A 19,739-nucleotide genomic window follows, 5' to 3' on the forward strand; every position below is an offset into this window, starting at 1 on the left:
CCTCCTCATCAATTAAAGAAAGTTTTTTGAAAATGGATAAGGTAAAAGTTCCTCTAATTTGTAAATCTTATATTCATCTCCATTTGAAAGAATTAATTTCAGGTCTGGAGAAAATTCCATCATAACCTGTCTACATATACCACATGGAGATGGAATATTTTTTTTATCATTAACATAGACTGCTATAATTTCAAAATCTTTTTCCCCTTCAGAAATTGCTTTAAAAATTGCAACTCTTTCCGCACAAATTGTTGCACCAAAACTTGCATTTTCAATATTACAACCAGTGAATATTTTACCGTTTTTAGTTAAAAGAGAAGCCCCTACTTTATATCCAGAATATGGAGAATATGCTTTTTCACTTGCCTCTTTTGCAATGTTAACCATTTTTTGAATCAATCTCTTTGTTAGTTTCATCTTTTTTCTCAACCTTTATTTTAATAATTCTATTACCTTTTACTTCAATTGCAATAAATTTCAAAGATTTATATTCAATAGATTCTCCTTTTACTGGAATATGGCCAACTAAATCTAAAAACAAACCTCCAAGTGTTTCATAATCTTCATGAGGAAGTTCTATTCCAAGAATTTCTTCCGCGTCTTCAATTGAAATTTTAGCATCAAAAATTATCTCTTTCTCATTTAATTTTTTAAATGGAACTTCTTCTAAATCATATTCATCTTGAATTTCTCCAACAATTTCTTCTAATAAATCTTCCATTGTTACAATGCCCTCAAAACCACCAAACTCATCAACAACAATTGCCATATGTATTTTTTTCTTTTGCATCTCTTTAAAAAGTTCTGATGTTTTTTTAGTATCAGGAACAAAAATTGTTGGATGCAATAAATCTTTAATGTTTATATCTTTTTTATTGAATGTAACCTTTAATAAATCTTTTGCATGTAGAACTCCAATAATGTTATCAATATTCCCTTCGTATATTGGAATTCTTGAGTGTCCTGTTTTGTTAATTGTTTCTATTATATCTTCAATTTTTGTATCAACATGTAAGGCTACAACATCAACTCTTGGTATCATAACCTCATAAACAGGTTTATCTTGGAACTCAATAATACTCTCTATTAACTCTTTTTCTTCTTCCTCTATTGTTCCACTTTCACTGCTCATTGAAAGAAATATTTTAAGTTCCTCTTCATCAAAAGTTTTACTTTTTTTAAGATTTTTTCCAAAAATTTTTAAAATTTTTGAGATTATAGTGTTTATTATAAATGAAAATGGTCTTAAAATATAAGATACTAATAATAAAAAGGGCTGTACTTTCAATATAAATGATTCTGGGTTATAAGTTGAAATTGTTTTAGGAAGAAGTTCAGCAAATATAACAATAACTATTGTCATTATTATTGAAGAAAATACAGTGCTACCATATTTTATGTTTTTCAAAAAAATAGTATTTGCAATTGATGCAGCTAGAATATTTACAAAATTATTTCCAATAGTTATTGTGCTTATAAAATCTTCTGGTTTTTCTTTAAATTTTAGAATGATTTTTGCTCTTTTATCATTTTCATTTGCTCTTTTTCTTAATTTAATTTCATTTGAACCTATAAATGAAATTTCTGATGCTGAGAAAATATAAGATATAATTAATAAAATAAAAATTATAAATAAATTATAAACTAAATCAATACTATCCAACTACACATCACCTCTTTTTTTAATTATATCATTATTGTTACCTTTGATTAGAAAAGGAATTATAAGAATTACTATTGAAAAAATTATTGAGAAGAAATCAATTTTTTTAATATACCTTAAAAATAAGCTTAATCCTAAAATTATAGAAAATATAGAAAAAAGTAAAACTCCTCCAGCAATTGTATCTTTTACTGCTTTTATTTTCTTATTGTAATCTTTTTCTATTTTATCACATAAAATTTCAAGAGCACTATTTATAAGTTCAGAGTAAAGAACAAGTGTTATTATTAAAAAAATAAAGAAAAGATAAATTTTATCAATTTTAAATTTTATAGAGAAATATATGACAATAATTGCAAATGATACTTGAATTCTAAAATTTCTTTCTCTTAAATATGTATTAATTAAACCTCTAAAGGCGTTTCTGAAACTATGTATTAGATTTTTGTTTTTCATAATATTTAAAATATTCCTCTTCTTTTTTTCTCATAATTTCTCTTTCTTTTCTTTTCATATGATCAAAACCTAAAAGATGAAGAAGTCCATGTATATAGAGTTTTAAAAAACTCTCGCCTCTTTTTTCAACATTATAGTTTGAAATTATAATTTCACCCTTAAGAATTGGGGAATTTTCATAAATAAAAGATAAAACATTAGTTGTACGATCAAGGTTTCTAAATCTTTTATTTAATTCTCTCAGATCTTCTTTATTTAAATATGCAAGAGAAATTTCAAATTTTTTGTAGCCCTCTTTTTTAACAATCTCCTCTGTTAACCTTCTTAAAAACTCTCTGTTAATAGGTATTTTACTTTTTTTCTCGTATATCTCTATCTTTGAATACATAACTTATCCTTTCATGATACATCGATGTTAATGTTTTTATAAAAGCCTCTTTTATTTTTAAAATGTCTTTAAATGATAGATTTGAATTATTAAGTTGACCATCAGAAATTTTTGAGTCAATTACATCATTAACAAAGTCTGAAAAATTTTCACTCTCAATTTTTTCTCCTCTAACAGAAGCCTCAACTGCATCTGCTAACATTATAATTCCAGTTATTTTGGAGGATGGAATTGGACCAGGGTATCTAAAACTTGATTCATTTGTGTTAGGATCAATTTGTTTTGCTTTAGAATAAAAATAACTAACAAGAGTTGTTCCATGATGTTCTTTTATAGCATCAACAACAATTTTTGGTAAATTGTATTTTTTTGAAAGTTCTACACCAACTCGAACATGAGAGATAATAATTAAAGCTGAAAGAGTAGGAGAAATTGAATCGTGAGGGTTAAAGTTTGGGTTGTTTTCAATAAAAAAGTCAGGTCTTTCCATTTTTCCAATATCGTGATAGTAAGCACAAACTTTGGCAAGTAGAGGATCTTCTCCAATCGCATCTGCTGCAATTTGAGCCAAAGTGCTCACATTTAATGAATGTTGATAACTTCCAGGTGCTTTTTCTATAAATTCTTTTAAAAGAGGATTGTTTATATTTAGGAGTTCAACAAGCCCGATTGGAGTATGTATTGAAAGAATTTTTTCTAAATATGGCACAAGAACCAATAGCAACAAAATTGAAATTATTGGATTTAAAATAATATAAATAGAATTCAACAAATAGGATGAAATTACAAAATTTCTATTTATTAATTCAGTTGATATATAAATTAATAAAAACACAAAACTTAAATTAGACCCAATTTTTAAGAAATCAGTAATATTTATTATTTTCTTTGTTTTTAATGAAAAAATTATTGATGCAAACAAAATTAATGTTATTAAAAGAAATTTATCATTAAAATTGATTACATAAAAAGCAATCACAGGTAAAAGTATTGTTATTGAAGTTAAAAGATCAAAGAATAAAATAGTCAAATTAGAAATTAAATAAATTGGTAAAATATTAACATTTTTAATTAACTTTCCAAGAAGCATTGATACAAAAAGTATTATAATTATAAAAATCTTTTCTTTTAATCCAAAAGATTTATTTAAATTAAGAACATTATGAATAATAATTGATAATATTATTGATAGGAAAAGCATAAAAATAATAATTATAAAATCTTTCGATGTAAATAAAAGGTTATAATTTTTTAATATTTTTATTTCATTATCAGTAATAACGGTTCCCTTTGAAAAAATTGTATCACCTTTCTTTATAAATTTTTTAATAGGTTTAATATTTTTTATTACTTCTTCCCTTTTTTTGTTTGTTAACTCTTCATTTACTATTAAATTTGGTTTTAAAATTGTCTTTAAAATTGTTAAAATTATCTTTTTTTCATTAGAAGATATCTCTTTATCTTTAACCATTAAATCAATTTTGTTTTCGATATTTATTAAATCGTTTTCTTTTAAACCAGTTTGAAGTAAATTAGATGTTATTAAAATGATATTTTCTTTAAATTTTGAAAAATCTGAAACAGATATTGATTTAATCTCTTTAATAGTTTCAAGATCTAATGTTATTCCATAATTTTCAAAAAGATTTTCAAGAGAATCGTTTTGATTATTTCTATAATTTTCAAGCAATTCAATAATTTTTTTTATGTTATTAAATATTTCTTTATCAACTTCTGGTTTATACTCATAATATATAGGAACACTTTCTAATGCCTTTTCAATCTCTTTATTTGTTTCATCTTGATCAATAACTTCTATATCTTTTGGTGAAATTAAATCTTTATTTAACTTAATACCTTTTCTAACGAATATATACGGTGGTATAAAAGAATAAAATAGAAATGAAAAAAAAATTAAAGTTAAGATTAATTTTAAAATAAAATCTTCTTTTTTAAATTTAAGATTTATTTTTTTTCTTAATATTTTCGAAATTTTCATATGCTTCAACTATTTTTTGTACAATTGGATTTCTTACAATATCAACTTTATTTAATTCAACAATTCCAATATCCTCAATATTTTTAAGAATTTTAATTGCTTTAACTAAACCGGATTCTTTTGGATTTTCTATATCTATTTGAGTTATATCACCAGTAATAACAACTTTGGAATTAAATCCCATTCTTGTAAGAAACATTTTCATTTGGGAATAAGTTGTATTTTGTGCTTCATCAAGAATAATAAAAGAATCATTTAAAGTTCTACCTCTCATATAAGCAAGTGGCGCTATCTCAATTATGTTATTTTCAATTAATCTTGTAACTTTCTCAACCTCAATTAAATCATAAAGAGCATCATATAATGGTCTAAAATGTGGGTCAACTTTTTCAAGGAAAGTTCCAGGAAGAAAACCAAGTTTTTCACCTGCTTCCACAACAGGTTTTGTAAGAATTATTCTTTCAACTTTTTTATCAAAAAGGTAAGCCAATGCAGAGGCTATTGCGAGATATGTTTTTCCAGAACCAGCAGGTCCAATACAGAAAACAAGATCTTTTTTTCTTATCATTTCAATATATTTTTTTTGATTTTCACTTTTTGGTTTTACCTTCTTTCCTTTACTTGATACAAAAACAACATCAACAAAGAATTCTCTCGTTATTCTATAACTTTTATCTTTAATTGAATTAATGCTTTTTCTTAGTTCATCTTTTGTAAGTAGAATATTTTTGTTCCTTTTAATATCAAAAATATCTTTTATAAATTGGTCAAGATCATCGGGAATATTTTCAGATGAATATAATTTAAGTCCCTCTCTTGTTATTTTTATCCTTAAGTTAAAATTCTTCTCAAGTTCTTTTATTAAATCTGTATAATAACCTAAAAAGGTTACTGCCTCTTCTTCATTAATAAAAGGATAAAAACCTTTTTCTTTTAATTCAGAGGATTCTATAAGTTAACACCTCCTCAAATTATTTCTTTTTTCCTTTTCTTTTTCTTCTTTCAACTGATGGTGGTATGAAAAATTCTCTCTTTTTAATTTCAGAAAGTATTGCCTCTCTTTCACATTCTTTCTTAAATCTCTTTATTAAACTATCAAGATCCTCACCTTCACGTCTATATACTGCTGGCATTATTAGTTCTCACCTCCTTTTCTATTGGAACTCCATAATAGAATTCAGAAATAACTATACCATATTCTACAAAATTTTTTGAATTTTGTAAATATATTTTATAGAATTTATTTTTTTCAAATTCCTTATCTATAAAAACCCTGATGTAATTTTCTGTAAAACCAAAAAGTTTATCTTCTTTTTTTGTCTCACCTAAAAATACAAGTTCTTTATTTACAAATCTATTTAATACTTTATTGGAAACTTCCTTTGCAATTTTTTTAATTATTTTTATTCTCTCTTTTATTATTTCTTCATTTAATTTCTTATCTCTCAAATATTTTGAAGCAAATGTACCCTCTCTTTCTGAATATGGAAAAATATGACATTTCAAAAATTCAACTTTTTTAATAACATCTATAGTTTCATAAAAATCATCTTCATTTTCATCTGGAAATCCAACAATAATATCAGTTGTAATAGTAGAATTTTTAACACTCTCTTTAAATTTAAATGCCCTATCTAAATAATAATTTTTGTCATATCTTCTTCTCATTAAATTTAAAATTTTATTACTTCCACTTTGAAGAGGAAGATGTATGTGAGGACATAATTTCTCATTTTGGCAAAAAAATTGAATTAACTCATCACTTAAAAATTCAGGATCTATTGAGGATAATCTTATTCTAAAATCATAAGGATAACTTAAAAGTTCTTGTAATAATTTAATCAGGTTTTTATTTATATCAATACCGTAAAAACCAAGTTCTGTTCCAGATAAAACAATTTCCTTATAACCATTTTTTAATAAATTTAAAAATTCTTCTTTAATAACATCAATATCCTTTGATCTTGCACTGCCTCTTAAATAAGGAACAATACAATATGAACAAAATTTATTACAACCTTCTTCAATTTTTAAAAATGCCCGGGTTCTATCTTCAAAAAATGAAATTGTTTGTTTAGTTTTGCTTTTTTCCTTTTCCATGTTAAGAATTTCATAAATGAAATTTTTAATATCAATTTCATCTTTAAGTGGCAAATAATAAACACCCTCTAATTTTTTATTTTCTTTAAAGCAACCTGTAATTATAACTACACCATAATTTTTAAATTTTTTTGCATATTTTAAAACTTCCTCTTCTGCTTTTTCTGTAACAATACAACTATTAATAATTATTAAATCTGCATTTTTATAATCTGTAACAGGTATAAAATTTTTATCAATAATTAGATTTTCTTTTATTAGTTGTGAATCATATTGATTTACTTTACACCCAAATGTTTTAATAAAAAATTTAATCATTTTTTAAACTCTCTAAGTTTAAAGAGAAAAAGTGTAAGAATTACAATTGGAGCAATTTCTGCTCTTAAAATTCTTTTACCAAGAGTTAAAGGTATAAAATCTTTTTTCTTTGCCATTTCTATCTCTTTTAAACTAAAACCTCCTTCATTTCCAACAATTAATACAATATCTTCGCACTCATTTATTTCTATATCATAAACGCTCTTTTCCTCTTCAAGTTCCCAAAAAATAAATTTATTTTTTGTTTTAAAATTTAGATTCAAAAACTCTTCAAATTTTATAGGAGCGTAAACTTCAGGAATTCTATCTCTTTTTGATACCTGAGCCTCCTCTTTTACAATTTTTTTAAATCTAACTAATTTTTCATTTTTAAATATAAATTCAGTTCTTTCTGTTATTAGTGGATAAAAAGATCTTACACCAAGTTCTGTTCCAGTTTTTAAAATTGATTCAAACTTTTTCCCTTTTGGAATGGCTTGTGCAAAAATTATATTAACTTTTGGTTCACAACTATCTGCAACTCTTTCTTCAAATATTAATTTTGCTACTTTATCTTTTATTTCTATTATTCTTGAAATATATTTTTCACCCCTATCAACTACTACTAAAACTTTATCTCCCTCTTTTGCTCTTAGAACATTCACAAGATGATGAAAATCATCTTTATCAATTATAGCAATATTTCTTTTAACTCTATCTTTTGGAACAAAAAATTCATGCACTATATTTTCTCCAACTTCTCTTTTATCTCTCTCGCATATTGTTTCAATATTTTGAAAAGATATTCAAAGTCAAATCTCTCTGGAGTAATAAAGCCAAGTCCAGCCTCAACATTGTCTTCTTTTAAATAAGGAAGATCAATTAATACACTTTTTTCTAATGTTAAATCTTTTATTTCGTTTCCAATTAGAATTAATAAATTTTTAAATTCTGTTAAAAAGTCAACAAGAGATAAAGCCTTTTCTTTTTCTTCAACAAATGCTATTAAAGTCTCAAGATCTTTTGATTTTTTAATATCCTCATAAGATAAAATATATTTTAAACCTTTTATATAAATATCACCTATTTCTCTCTTTTTCAATCTTTCTTTTAAAATTCTTTCAATTTCAATAATTAATTCTGGATAAACCCTTCTAATATTATCTAAATATTTATAATTATCTTCTCTAATTGCTTTTAATATTTTATTTTTAATGTTAAAAAGTTCTTCATCAGGAATTTCTGTATCAGTTTTAATAATATATTCTTCAACTTTATCTTCAAGTGCAATTATTAACAATATTTTCCCATATGAACAATTCATCAAATGTAAATTTAAAATTTTTTCATCTTTTGGAACTGAATAGAAAAAGAAAGATATTGAATTGGTTAAATTTGATAGTTTATTTAAGAAAAGATCTATAAAATCTTCACCAAGAATTGCAAATGACTTTTGAATATCTTTCTCAATTTTAAGGTTACTCATAACATTCATTTTTTCTATAATTTTATCAATATAAAATTTGATGCCCTTTTCTGTGGGAATTCTTCCAGATGAAGTATGTATGTGGATAAGATAACCTTCTTCTTCAAATTCACTCAAATAATTTCTAACAGTCGCTGGAGAGATATCAAGAAAATATTTTTCAACAAGAGTTTTAGAACCTACTGGCAAACCAGTATCTAAATACTCTTTAATTGTTAATAATAAAATTGTCTCTTTTTTATCTTTAATTAGTTTTTCTTTTAAGTCTTTCATCAATTAAATTATATCAAATTTGAAAAAACTTCGTTACTGATTAATATTCCTTCAGTTGTTAATCTTATATTTTCTTTGTATTTTTTAATAAGCCCACTTTTTTCTAAATTTAATAATCTCTTATAAGTAATTTCATTTATTTTTCCAAATTTATCTTCAAACTTTTTTAAATTAACTCCTTCTATTTTTCTTAATGACAATACAAAAAGTAAATTTTTCAGTTTTTCTTCATTAATACAATAAACTTTTGTGTATGGTTTTTTATTAAAACTTAAAGATTTGAAATAAAAAAATAGATCTCCATTTTTTAAATAAAAATTTTTTATAAAACTAAAAGATTTTGGTCCAAAACCTAAATATTCTCCCCCATTCCAATAATTTAAATTATGAATTGATTCAAATCCTTTCTTTGCAAAATTTGAAATTTCATACTGTATATAACCATTACTCTCTAAGAAATTTTTAATCATTAAATAACCTCTTTTCTCTTTAATTTTATTCCATGATTTAATTTCGCCTTTCATTAAATTAAAATAGATTCTTGTATCTTCATGATATTCTAAAGAATATAAAGAGATATGTTCTGGATTAAGTAATAAAGTATTTTTTAAGGTTTCCTCTAAATCTTTTAAATTCTCATTTGGTATACCCAAAATTAAATCAATGTTTATATTGTTAAAGCCTACTTCCCTTAAAATTTTATAAGAATCAAAAATTTTCTTTTTATTATGAGTCCTTCCTAAAATTTTAAGAGAATCTTCTTTAAATGTCTGCACACCAACACTAATTCTATTTACTCCAATGTTTATTAAACTTTTGAATTTCTCAAGAGTAACTGTCTCTGGATTAACCTCTAAGGTTATTTCTTTAATCTCTTCAGTATTAAAATTTTTATTTAAGAATTCTAAAATTAAATTAAAATCGTTTTCATCAAGTAAGGATGGCGTTCCACCACCAAAATATATGGTATTTATTTTACGATTACTAAGTAAATCTTGATTTACAGAAATTTCTTTAATTAAACAATTAATAAACTTTTGTTTAATTTGTTCATTATATTTCACTGAATAAAAACTACAATAATTACATTTTTTTATACAAAAAGGTATGTGAAAATATAAAGAAATGCCTTTCATTCAACTTCCGTTATTGAAAGAAAAGCCTCTTGAGGTATTTCAACATTTCCTATCATTTTCATTCTTTTTTTGCCCTCCTTTTGTTTTTCAAGTAGTTTCTTTTTTCTAGTAACATCTCCACCATAACACTTCTGTAAAACATCTTTTCTCAATGGAGCAATGGATTCTCTTGCAATTATTTTTCCTTGAACTTTTGCTTGTAAAACAACTTCAAAAAGTTGTTTAGGTATAAAGCCCCTCATTTTATTCAATATCTCTTTTGCTTTTCTATACGCTTCATCTTTATATGCAATGAACGAGAGAGCATCAACAAGTTTACCATTAACGACAATATCGACTTTTGTTAAATCGCCTTTCTCCCAAGTGTCAATAGTGTAGTCAAAAGTACCAAATCCTTTTGTAACAGATTTTAAATCATCAAAGAATTTATAAATAATTTTTGAAAATGGTATTTTTGCTTCTATAATTACTCTATTAGGATCTATATAGATCATATTTAAAAACTTACCTCTCCTTATCTCAATTAATTTTAAAACATCTCCAATAAAATCTTTTGGTGTAATTATCTTAACTAAAGCAATTGGTTCTAAAATCTCTTTTATTTTAGACTCTTCTGGAAATTTTGATGGATTTGTAATTTCTATCTCCTCACCGTCTTTTAAAATAATTTTATATTTTGTTGAAGGATAAGTTATAACAATACTTTCACCAAATTCTCTTTCTAGTCTCTCTTCAACAATTTCTAAATGAAGAGATCCAAGAAAACCACATCTAAAACCAGGACCAAGTTGAGATGAATCCTCTGGTTCAAAAACAAAACCTGGATCATTTAAATATAATTTTTCAATTGATTTACGCAAAGATTCAAAACCTTGAGGTAATGTTGGATAAATTGATGCAAAAACAACAGGTTTTAAAACTTTAAACCCAGGAAGAGGTTCAACATTTGGATATTTATAATCAACAACTGTATCTCCAACCCTTATATCTTTAGGATCTCTGATTAATGCTGCAAAATAACCAACTTCACCTGAATTTAACTCATTTGTTTCTTTAAGATCTAATTCAAATATTCCAACTTCAATTACTTCAAAAACTTTTTTAGTTGAATATAGCATTATTTTCATTCCTTTTTTAATTTTTCCTTCAAAAACTCTTATATGAACAATAACCCCTTTGTATTTATCATAATGAGAATCAAAAATTAATGCTTTAAGTGGAGAATCTTTTCTAATTAGAGGAGAGGGTATTTCATTTACTACTCTATCAAGCAACTCTTTAACGCCAATCCCACTTTTTGCACTAACAAGAGAAATGTTTTTCTCATTTGTTAGATTAAAAATTTCCTCTTTTACTTCTTCAATTCTTGAATTTGGTAAATCTATTTTATTGATAACAGGAATTATTTTGAGATTATTTTCTTTTGCTAAATAATAGTGAGAAAGAGTTTGAGCCTCAACTCCTTGTGTTGCATCAACAAGAAGAATTGCTCCTTCACACGCAGCTAAACTTCTTGATACTTCGTAACTAAAATCTACATGTCCAGGAGTATCTATTAAATTAAGAATAAATTCCTCGCCTCCTTTTTTATAAATAAGTCTAACAGGGTGGGCTTTTATTGTAATTCCTCTTTCTCTTTCTAAGGACATTTGATCCAATGCTTGACCTTCTTTTAAAAGCGGAGACATTAAACCACACAATTCAAGAAATCTATCACACAATGTTGATTTACCATGATCGATATGGGCTATTACAGAAAAGTTTCTTATGTTCATAATTTATTAATTATAGCATAAAATATAGTATAATATGACTTATGATTTTGCCAACACATTACACATTTTCAATTTTTATTCTATCTTTAATTAAAAAAGATCCTTCAATTTTTTTATACGCAACATTCTCTTTGCTTCCAGATTTAGATATAAAATTAAAAGATCATCGAAGATTTTTACATTCCTTTTTATTTTGTTTTTTAATTTTAATAATTTTTAGAAATAATTTAATATTCATTCCATATTTCTCTCATATTTTTTTAGATTATTTCACTTATACCCCTTTAACATTACTTTGGCCATATAAAGGAAAATACTCATTGAGATTGATTAAAAGTGGAAGTATAATTGATAAATTATTAACAGTTTTATTTTTAATTCTTTTTTTGCTTAACTATTTTCTTTTAAAATGAAACCTAAAAAATTTTGGTCTTTTTCCACATAAGGTCTAAAAATCTCAAGAAAGAAAGTATCTAAAATTAAAATGTAATAATTTGATTTTTCTTTAAATCTAAATTCTGCAAAATTTAAAAGGGCATCCTTTGGTAAAAAATTTGTTGAATCATAAATTTTATAAATTTTATTTTCTTTTAAAAGATAGTAATTTCCTTTATCATTTACAAAAAAACCATCAAAAGAACCAATTTTATCTTTATAATGAATGAATTTTTCATCGTAAATCAAATATACTTTAATTCCTCTTAATATAAATTCTTTATCATATTTAGTTAGATAAGTAATATCTACATTTTTATCAAAAAGAAGATATTTTGATTTATTAAAAATAAGGTCTCTAAACAAATTATTTAAGTTATCTTTATAAAAAATTATCTTTTCATTATTTTCATTTATATAACCCTCAATTATAACTTCTTTGCTTTTTTCTATCCATGAAACAAGAAAATTTAAAACTTCACTTAATATTCTAACAGGAAGATATGTTCTGCCATCTTTTAAAACTACAGATGAATCAATAAAATGTTCAAAACCATTAACTAAAAGTTTGTTTTTATTCACATATAAATTGACAGTTATGTTTTTATTTTTTAAAATAATCTCTCCATTATTCCATACAACTTCATATCCAAGTGTTTCTGCTATAATTCTAACTGGCACCATTGTTCTTCCATTTAACAAAAATGGAGAGGTGTCCATATTTTTCTTAATTCCATCAATAAAATATTCCTTTTCTCCGATTTTGAATTTTATAGTATTAAATAATCTTAAACTCTCTTTATCTAATAAGAGTGAAATGCCTTTTAAATAAATAGTTATTTGACTTTTATCTGTTGAAAATATAAATTTCTCTTTTATATTTATCATTTTAGTAATAGGTATTTCTTTTATTATAATCTCAAAATTAAAATTCTTTGTATATTCATAAAATTTATCAAGTGAAATAAAATTGATTTCATATTTTAAAACATCAATACTATTTATTTTAATTTCAACTGGTAAAAATGTTCCAAGTCTAAATAAAGAAAAATTAACATTTTCTTCTTTGCATATTTTTATTAATTTCTCAAGGTTTTCATGATTATCATTTGCTTGTATACCACATAAAATTTTTGATGAAACTTTTTTCTTTGTATTTTTTATAATTTCTCTTACCCAATCTAAATTTTTTTCATAATTTTTATGATATGCTAATGGAGATACAAAATCTGATATCTCTGATAATTTTTTATAATCTTGTCCAAAATGTAAAAACCCATAAGGAAAAGAGTCTTTTCCACCTTCTTTATAAGATAAAAAAGATGAACCACTTTGAATTAATGTAACTGAAAAGAGGATATCTTTTGAAATTGATTTAACAAATCCACTTATTTCTGAGGCAAATTTTGTTATAATTTCACTTCGTGCTTTTGATAACAATATAACATCTTTATCTTTATTATCATAAAGAGTAAATATATCCACATTTTTTCTAAAAAAATCAAGAATTCTTTCCCAATTTCCCCCATAGGATATAAAAATATTTTTTAAATTATCATCATATCCATAATTTATATTTGGATATCTTATATAATCTAATTGAATTCCTTGAGCATCATAATGATAAATTAATTCTTGGACAATTACTTTTATATAATTTAAATATTTATTGCTACTTAAATTAACAACTTTTAGATCCTTATCAGGGTAGGGGTAAAGATTATTTTTATCTGGTGAAAGAAAGGAGGCTTCTTTTGGATTATCTTTTAAAAATTTAGGATCATAAGCAATAGGTATATAGTAATGAATTTTGATTTCAAACTTTTCAAAAATTTTTAAAATTTTTAAAAGTGTTGCTTCATATTTTTTATATAAAAGTTCTCCATTGATATCTTTTGCTAGTATAAAAACATTTTTTATGTCTCTTTTTAAAAGAAATTTACATAAATTGTATATTTCTTCTTCTGAAGAGTTGTTGAATGTATTAATATGAATCCAAATTCCATTTCCAAAATCATAATTATTAAATAAATACAATTTTTTAGAAATAGTTAAGTTTTGAAAAAATAAAGAGATAAAAATAAATATTATTATTATAAATATTAATAAATTTTTAGTAAATTTTCTCATTTTGAGTTAGATATTTAATAGCTTCATTTGCTGCTCTTTTTTCAGCCTCCTTTTTACTTTTACCCTCACCAATTCCAATAATTTTATCGTTGATAAACACTCCAACTACATAAGTTTTGTCATGTTCCAATCCCTTTATTTCCAATACAGAATATTTTGGTAATAATTCAAATTTTTTTTGGGTAATTTCTTGAAGATATGTTTTACTGTCTGAAATTTTTTCAATTATAATAAAGTTCATTAATTTATTTATTATTTTTCTTGGTGTTCTTAAACCTGAATCAAGATACAAAGCACCAATAAATGATTCAAAAGCATCGCATAAAATATTTTCTTTTTCTCTTCCTCCGCTTTTCTCCTCTCCTTTTCCCAATGTGATATATTCATTAATTTTTAATATTTTAGCAAATTTTGAAAGTGTTTCTTTGCTAATTAATATTGCTTTATATTTAGCAAGTACTCCTTCAGAAACATTTCTATATTTTTTAAAAACTCTTTCGGTAATTAAAAAATTTATTATTGAATCACCAAGAAATTCAAGTCTTTCAAAACTTATAGGAGGCTCAAAATTCTCTTTTGATGTATGGACAAGGGATCTTATGATAAGTTGTTTATTTTTTATTTTTATTTTATAATTATTTTCAATAAAACTTATAAAATCATCAATTGAACTCACTTTTCAATTTCTCAACAAGCCTTAATTCTACAAGATTCTTAGCCATTTTTATAGCATTTTTAATAGCCACTCTTTTTGATCTTCCATGGCAAACAAGAACAGTTCCATTAACACCTAAAATTGGGCTACCTCCATACTTTTCATAGTTAAATTTATCAAAATTATTTTTAAATTCATTTTTAACAAGTAAATAAGATAGTTTTGTTATTAAATTTTTACTAAAAATATTTCTTATCAATGAAAGAAAAAGAGATGCTTCACCCTCCAAAGTTTTTAAAGCAACATTTCCCACAAATCCATCAGTAACACATACATCAAAATTACCGTACAAAAAATCTTTTCCCTCCATGTTCCCCACGAATTCATCTGAAAAATGATCTTTTAATAATTTATAGACTTCTTTTGTAAAATTATTTCCTTTCTCTTCCTCTTCACCAATATTTAATAGTCCGATTTTAATCTCTTTTTTTCCAGTAATTAACTTCGAAAAAATTTTACCCATTTGTGCCCAATGTAAAAGATGTTGTGGTTCAGAATCAACATTTGCACCCGCATCAACAAGAATTAAAAATCCTTTAAGAGTTGGTATTATAGCAGATTGAGTTGGTCTTATAAAATCTTTTATTTTTCCTAATATAAAATATGATGATGTTAAAATTGCTCCAGTATTTCCAGCAGAAACAAAAGCATCACCATATCCTTCTTTTAAAAGAGTGATACCTTTATTTATAGATGAATCTTTTTTTCTTCTAAATGCCATAACTGGTTTATCTTCCATAGTGACAACTTCTTCTGCATGAATAATTTCAAATTTTTTTTCTTCTTCTTGTATTAAATATTTTTCAATTTCGCTTTTTTTTCCAACAAGAACTATATCAATATTTAATTCTTCTTTTGCTAATTTCGCCCCCTCTATTATCTCATGGGGGGCATAATCTCCCCCCATTGCATCTAAAATAATTTTCACTCCTCCACCTCTTTTGCAACAATCTCTCTTCCCTTATAATATCCACAATAAGGACATACCCTATGTGGAACAATAAGTTCATGACAATGTGGACACTCAACTAAATTTACATTTGGTGGTTTATAAAAGTATGCCCTTCTCATTCTAACTCTTGACTTACTTTTTTTCTTTTTTGGAACTCCCATATAAACTACCTCCTTTGCTTTAAATTAAGTTTCAAATAAAATGGTGACTACTTTTGTATCTGGATTCCAAAGTACCTTTCCTCCTAAAAATTCAGATACAAACCTTACAGGAACAACTGTTCTTCCCTTTAAAGTGTAAGGTGCCACATCTATTGAATAAAAAACACCATTCATTCTAACATAATTTTTATTCTGGTCAACCCATAATTCTATATAAATATCATTGAAAATAATTATTGCCTTACTTTCATCTTTTACCCAAATAACTTGAGCGCCTCTATGTTCTGAAATAAATCTTAATGGAACCATAGTTCTTCCTTTCTCGATAAAAGGAGGGAAGGGTAAAAGATATGGATTATCATTCACATAGGCTACTTGATTTCCAATTTGTAGTACTATTTTTATATTTGAGGGTTTTTCAAATTTTACACTAATTACACCATTTCCACCATTGCTTTCAATAAAGATTTTTCCTTCTTCTAAACTCTCTTTTTTTATTGCAACATAAATTATATTATTATTTCCTTCAAAATTGGTATTTTTTAAAACTATCCAATCATCGTTTGTATATATTTTGCCTTTAATTACTCCTTTGCCAATGTTTGTTATTTTTATTTCAAGAACTTCATCTTTATTTTTGAAAATAAGAACTTCAGGTTCATATTTTAATATTGGGACATCTTGGAGTTTAGGCGAAATATTAAGGTCAAGGGTTTTAAAATTTATATTATTTAAATTATTATCTTTAAGAACTACTTCTTTAAATTTTAAAAAAGTTTTGTTTTTTTCCTTTAAAATAAATTTTATATAAAAAAGTACTCCACTACCACTTATTCCTAACACATTTCCTCTTCTTGCACCACCAATAATTATTTCTCTTCTTTCTAAATCAATCTTAGATAAAAAGAGAGTTTGAGTATCTTTTTTTAAAAATTCGCCTTCAATAACCTCTAATATTTTTAAATTTTCTGGTTCAAATTCAATGTAAATAGAAAATCCATATAAATTTTTTACATTCTCAATTTTAACAGGAATAACTATTTCTTCGTTTGTTAAAATTTCTAAATTTGAATTTCCAAAAGAAATTAATGTCTCTTGAGAAATAAATGAAATGTTTAAAAATGTTAATATTATAAATAAAAAAATTAACTTTTTCATTGTTCTGTAACTATGTTAATAATTTTATTTTTTATATAAATAGTTTTCTTAATTTTTTTATTTTCAAAATATTTTTTAAATTTAGTATCATCCATTATTATTTTCTCTACCTCTTTTTCATCAAGATCTCTATTTATTTTAATTCTTCCTCTAACCTTACCATCAACTTCAACCACTATCTCAACGACTTCCCTTTTTAATATTTCTTCATCATATGAAGGCCATTGTTGAAGATGCACGCTCTCTTTATTACCTAATTTTTCCCACATTTCTTCTGAGATAAATGGTGCAAAAACAGAGAGCATTAAAATAAAGTTTTTAAATACTTTTTCTAAAAGTGTTAAATTTATTGTTTTTTCATTGTTCATATAGTCTTGAATTGAGTTTGTTAACTCCATTAAAGCTGCAATTGCTGTGTTAAATCTAAAATTATTCTCAATATTATCAGTTACTTTTTTAATTGTCTCATTAAGTTTAATTTCTAATTCTTTATCCATCTCAATATCTATTTCAAACTTATTCTCTTTTTTCTCCCTAAGTTCGAGAAATCTATTGAAAAGTCTCCACACTCTATTTACATATCTACTCATACCTTCAATACCTCTATCTGTCCAATCAGCATCAAGTTCTGGAGGAGCAATAAAAAGAATAAATAATCTTTCAGCATCAACTCCATATTTTTTTATAATTTCATCTGGTGAAACCACATTCCCTTTAGATTTAGACATTGCACTACCATTATATAGAACCATTCCCTGAGTAAAAAGATTTTTAAAAGGTTCTTTGAAGTTTATATACCCTTTACTATAAAGAAATTTTGTAAAAAATCTCGAATAGAGTAAATGCAAAATTGCATGTTCAACACCACCAATATATTGATCCACTGGCATCCAATAATCAACATATTTCTTATCAAATGGAAAATCTTGAGGATTTTTTAAACTATTTGGTGCTGTAAATCTTAAAAAATACCATGATGAGCAAACAAAAGTATCCATTGTTTCAGTTTCTCTTTTTGCTTTACCTCCACATTTTGGACATGTTGTATTAACCCAAGATTCAGCAGTTTCAAGAGGATTTTTTCCCTCAATTCCAAAATTAACATCTTTTTCATCTGGTAGTAAAACTGGGAGATCTTCATATGGAACTGGAACTGCTCCACATTTTTCACAATTAATGATTGGAATTGGAGCACCCCAATATCTTTGTCTTGATATTAACCAATCTCTTAATCTATATCTTATAACTCGTTTTCCCAATCCTTTTTCTTCTATATATTCACTTATTCTTTTCTTTCCTTCATTTGATGGAATACCTGAAAAGATATCTGAATTCACAATAATTCCCTCTTCTTCATAGGCTTCATTCATAGTTTTTTCGTCTAAACTAAAATCCTTATTTTGAATGACAATTTTAATTGGGAGCCCATATTTTTTTGCAAAATCAAAATCTCTAGAATCATGAGCTGGAACTCCCATTATTGCACCTTTTCCATATTGATAGACAACATAGTTTGCAACAAAAATTGGAATTTTCTCATGACTTAAAGGATTTATTGCATAACTGTTTAAAAATAAACCCTCTTTTGTTAACTCAGTTGAAACTCTATCTATTTCACTTAATTTTAAAACATTTTCTTTAAATCTCTTAAATTCTTCATATAAATCATTTTTTAAAGCAAGTTTTTCAGAAAGTGGATGTTCTGGTGCTAAAGCCATAAAAGTTGTGCCATAAATTGTATCTGGTCTTGTTGTAAATATATCTATTTTTTCATCAAAATCTAATACAGGAAATGATATGTCTACTCCTTCACTTCTTCCAATCCAGTTTCTCTGCATTACTTTTACTTTTTCAGGCCAATTTTCAAGTAAATCTAAATCGTTAAGTAATTCTTCAGCAAAATGAGTTATTTTAAAATACCATTGTTCTAACTCTCTCTTTTCGACAAGTGTACCACATCTCCAGCATTTTCCACTTATAACCTGTTCATTAGCAAGAACCGTTTTACATTTTGGACAATAATTTACAAATGCTTTGTCTTTATAAGCAAGTCCAGAATTATAAAGTTCAAGGAAAAACCATTGGGTAAATTTATAATAATTGGGATCACATGTTGCTATTTCTCTATCCCAATCATATGAATTCCCTTGCTTTATTAATTGAGATTTCATTATACTTATATTTTTATAAGTCCATTCTTTTGGAGAAATTCCTCTTTGAATTGCTGCATTCTCAGCTGGAAGTCCAAATGCATCCCACCCCATAGGATGCAATACATTATAACCCCTCATTCTTTTGTATCTAGCAACCACATCTCCTAGAGTATAGTTTCTTACATGTCCCATGTGAAGTGGACCAGATGGATATGGAAACATTTCTAATACATAATACTTTGGTTTATTATAATCATATTTAGAATATAATCTTTCTTCTTCCCATCTTTTAATCCACTTTTCTTCAATTTCAGAAAAATTATAATATTCCATTAATACTCCTCCATGGAACATGGTGGAGCAGACGGGACTCGAACCCGCGACCTTCTCCATGCCATAGAGACGCTCTCCCAACTGAGCTACTGCCCCTTTTATCTAAATCATTATATTTTTTATTTGAAA

Annotated in this window: 19 protein-coding genes and 1 tRNA gene; 1 reads left to right on the top strand and 19 read right to left on the bottom strand. The window is 25.3% G+C overall.

The genetic code is table 11. The features are described 5' to 3' along the window. Window positions 1–12: 12 nt before the first annotated feature. The 12 genes from cdd to lepA form a co-directional block, all read right to left on the bottom strand. Window positions 13–417 (bottom strand): cytidine deaminase, encoded by a 405-nt coding sequence (gene cdd, locus QMD25_06080; protein ID MDI6861562.1) that lies wholly within the window; start codon window positions 415–417, stop codon window positions 13–15. Further along, entirely contained in the window at window positions 380–1,663 is a 1,284-nt protein-coding gene (locus QMD25_06085) for a hemolysin family protein (GenBank protein ID MDI6861563.1), read from the bottom strand. Before QMD25_06085 ends, cdd begins: the two co-directional genes overlap by 38 nt. Then, a complete protein-coding gene (locus QMD25_06090; GenBank protein MDI6861564.1) occupies window positions 1,664–2,119 on the bottom strand; it encodes a diacylglycerol kinase family protein in 456 nt (151 codons plus the stop codon). Beyond that, a complete protein-coding gene (gene ybeY, locus QMD25_06095) occupies window positions 2,094–2,507 on the bottom strand; it encodes an rRNA maturation RNase YbeY (protein MDI6861565.1) in 414 nt (137 codons plus the stop codon). The genes QMD25_06090 and ybeY overlap by 26 nt, the downstream gene beginning before the upstream one ends. Continuing rightward, window positions 2,470–4,506: an HDIG domain-containing protein gene (locus QMD25_06100; GenBank protein ID MDI6861566.1), complete on the bottom strand. Its 2,037-nt coding sequence runs from the start codon at window positions 4,504–4,506 to the stop codon at window positions 2,470–2,472. The genes ybeY and QMD25_06100 overlap by 38 nt, the downstream gene beginning before the upstream one ends. Next, window positions 4,466–5,167 carry a PhoH family protein gene (locus tag QMD25_06105; protein MDI6861567.1) on the bottom strand — a complete coding sequence of 234 codons (702 nt, stop codon included), beginning with the start codon at window positions 5,165–5,167 and terminating at the stop codon, window positions 4,466–4,468. The genes QMD25_06100 and QMD25_06105 overlap by 41 nt, the downstream gene beginning before the upstream one ends. 310 nt (window positions 5,168–5,477) lie before the next feature. Beyond that, on the bottom strand, window positions 5,478–5,639 hold the full coding sequence (gene rpsU, locus QMD25_06110) for a 30S ribosomal protein S21 (protein MDI6861568.1): 162 nt from the start codon (window positions 5,637–5,639) through the stop codon (window positions 5,478–5,480). Then, window positions 5,623–6,924 carry a tRNA (N(6)-L-threonylcarbamoyladenosine(37)-C(2))-methylthiotransferase MtaB gene (gene mtaB / locus QMD25_06115; GenBank protein MDI6861569.1) on the bottom strand — a complete coding sequence of 434 codons (1,302 nt, stop codon included), beginning with the start codon at window positions 6,922–6,924 and terminating at the stop codon, window positions 5,623–5,625. The genes rpsU and mtaB overlap by 17 nt, the downstream gene beginning before the upstream one ends. Next, window positions 6,921–7,646, bottom strand: a complete 726-nt coding sequence (locus QMD25_06120; protein MDI6861570.1) for an RsmE family RNA methyltransferase — start codon at window positions 7,644–7,646, stop codon at window positions 6,921–6,923. The genes mtaB and QMD25_06120 overlap by 4 nt, the downstream gene beginning before the upstream one ends. Beyond that, entirely contained in the window at window positions 7,646–8,662 is a 1,017-nt protein-coding gene (locus tag QMD25_06125; GenBank protein MDI6861571.1) for a hypothetical protein, read from the bottom strand. Before QMD25_06125 ends, QMD25_06120 begins: the two co-directional genes overlap by 1 nt. Window positions 8,663–8,670: 8 nt before the next feature. Next, complete coding sequence (gene hemW, locus QMD25_06130) at window positions 8,671–9,798, bottom strand: radical SAM family heme chaperone HemW (protein ID MDI6861572.1); 1,128 nt, start codon at window positions 9,796–9,798, stop codon at window positions 8,671–8,673. After that, a complete protein-coding gene (gene lepA / locus QMD25_06135; GenBank protein ID MDI6861573.1) occupies window positions 9,795–11,573 on the bottom strand; it encodes a translation elongation factor 4 in 1,779 nt (592 codons plus the stop codon). Before lepA ends, hemW begins: the two co-directional genes overlap by 4 nt. A 41-nt stretch (window positions 11,574–11,614) precedes the next feature. Here lepA and QMD25_06140 point away from each other — a divergent pair, with 41 nt between their 5' ends. After that, window positions 11,615–11,986, top strand: a complete 372-nt coding sequence (locus tag QMD25_06140) for a metal-dependent hydrolase (protein ID MDI6861574.1) — start codon at window positions 11,615–11,617, stop codon at window positions 11,984–11,986. Here the strand turns inward: QMD25_06140 and QMD25_06145 are convergent. From QMD25_06145 to QMD25_06175, 7 genes are all read right to left on the bottom strand, one after another. Further along, entirely contained in the window at window positions 11,964–14,138 is a 2,175-nt protein-coding gene (locus tag QMD25_06145) for a stalk domain-containing protein (protein ID MDI6861575.1), read from the bottom strand. The two genes, QMD25_06140 and QMD25_06145, sit on opposite strands and share 23 nt — an antisense overlap. After that, window positions 14,122–14,814, bottom strand: coding sequence for a ribonuclease III (rnc, locus tag QMD25_06150; GenBank protein MDI6861576.1), 693 nt, complete (start codon window positions 14,812–14,814; stop codon window positions 14,122–14,124). Before rnc ends, QMD25_06145 begins: the two co-directional genes overlap by 17 nt. Further along, window positions 14,801–15,781: a phosphate acyltransferase PlsX gene (gene plsX, locus QMD25_06155; protein ID MDI6861577.1), complete on the bottom strand. Its 981-nt coding sequence runs from the start codon at window positions 15,779–15,781 to the stop codon at window positions 14,801–14,803. The genes rnc and plsX overlap by 14 nt, the downstream gene beginning before the upstream one ends. After that, the gene (rpmF, locus tag QMD25_06160) at window positions 15,778–15,966 is read right to left on the bottom strand and encodes a 50S ribosomal protein L32 (GenBank protein ID MDI6861578.1); all 189 of its coding nucleotides are present in this window, start codon (window positions 15,964–15,966) and stop codon (window positions 15,778–15,780) included. Before rpmF ends, plsX begins: the two co-directional genes overlap by 4 nt. Window positions 15,967–15,990: 24 nt before the next feature. Next, window positions 15,991–17,124 (bottom strand): stalk domain-containing protein, encoded by a 1,134-nt coding sequence (locus tag QMD25_06165; protein MDI6861579.1) that lies wholly within the window; start codon window positions 17,122–17,124, stop codon window positions 15,991–15,993. Further along, window positions 17,121–19,610, bottom strand: coding sequence for a leucine--tRNA ligase (gene leuS / locus QMD25_06170; protein ID MDI6861580.1), 2,490 nt, complete (start codon window positions 19,608–19,610; stop codon window positions 17,121–17,123). Before leuS ends, QMD25_06165 begins: the two co-directional genes overlap by 4 nt. A gap of 20 nt (window positions 19,611–19,630) precedes the next feature. Continuing rightward, window positions 19,631–19,706 (bottom strand) — tRNA-Ala (locus QMD25_06175). Between the last annotated feature and the right edge of the window lie 33 nt (window positions 19,707–19,739).

The sequence above is a fragment of the Caldisericia bacterium genome (assembly GCA_030018355.1).
Classification (GTDB): domain Bacteria; phylum Caldisericota; class Caldisericia; order B22-G15; family B22-G15; genus JAAYUH01.

Excerpts from the sequence above, each read along its gene's own strand:
- QMD25_06125 (MDI6861571.1), bottom strand. The coding sequence starts at position 8,662 with ATGAAAGACTTAAAAGAAAAACTAATTAAAGATAAAAAAGAGACAATT.
- rpsU (MDI6861568.1), bottom strand. The coding sequence starts at position 5,639 with ATGCCAGCAGTATATAGACGTGAAGGTGAGGATCTTGATAGTTTAATA.
- QMD25_06090 (MDI6861564.1), bottom strand. The coding sequence starts at position 2,119 with ATGAAAAACAAAAATCTAATACATAGTTTCAGAAACGCCTTTAGAGGT.
- cdd (MDI6861562.1), bottom strand. The coding sequence starts at position 417 with ATGAAACTAACAAAGAGATTGATTCAAAAAATGGTTAACATTGCAAAA.
- QMD25_06165 (MDI6861579.1), bottom strand. The coding sequence starts at position 17,124 with ATGAAAAAGTTAATTTTTTTATTTATAATATTAACATTTTTAAACATT.
- QMD25_06140 (MDI6861574.1), top strand. The coding sequence starts at position 11,615 with ATGATTTTGCCAACACATTACACATTTTCAATTTTTATTCTATCTTTA.
- ybeY (MDI6861565.1), bottom strand. The coding sequence starts at position 2,507 with ATGTATTCAAAGATAGAGATATACGAGAAAAAAAGTAAAATACCTATT.
- rpmF (MDI6861578.1), bottom strand. The coding sequence starts at position 15,966 with ATGGGAGTTCCAAAAAAGAAAAAAAGTAAGTCAAGAGTTAGAATGAGA.
- mtaB (MDI6861569.1), bottom strand. The coding sequence starts at position 6,924 with ATGATTAAATTTTTTATTAAAACATTTGGGTGTAAAGTAAATCAATAT.
- hemW (MDI6861572.1), bottom strand. The coding sequence starts at position 9,798 with ATGAAAGGCATTTCTTTATATTTTCACATACCTTTTTGTATAAAAAAA.
- leuS (MDI6861580.1), bottom strand. The coding sequence starts at position 19,610 with ATGGAATATTATAATTTTTCTGAAATTGAAGAAAAGTGGATTAAAAGA.
- QMD25_06145 (MDI6861575.1), bottom strand. The coding sequence starts at position 14,138 with ATGAGAAAATTTACTAAAAATTTATTAATATTTATAATAATAATATTT.
- QMD25_06100 (MDI6861566.1), bottom strand. The coding sequence starts at position 4,506 with ATGAAAATTTCGAAAATATTAAGAAAAAAAATAAATCTTAAATTTAAA.
- lepA (MDI6861573.1), bottom strand. The coding sequence starts at position 11,573 with ATGAACATAAGAAACTTTTCTGTAATAGCCCATATCGATCATGGTAAA.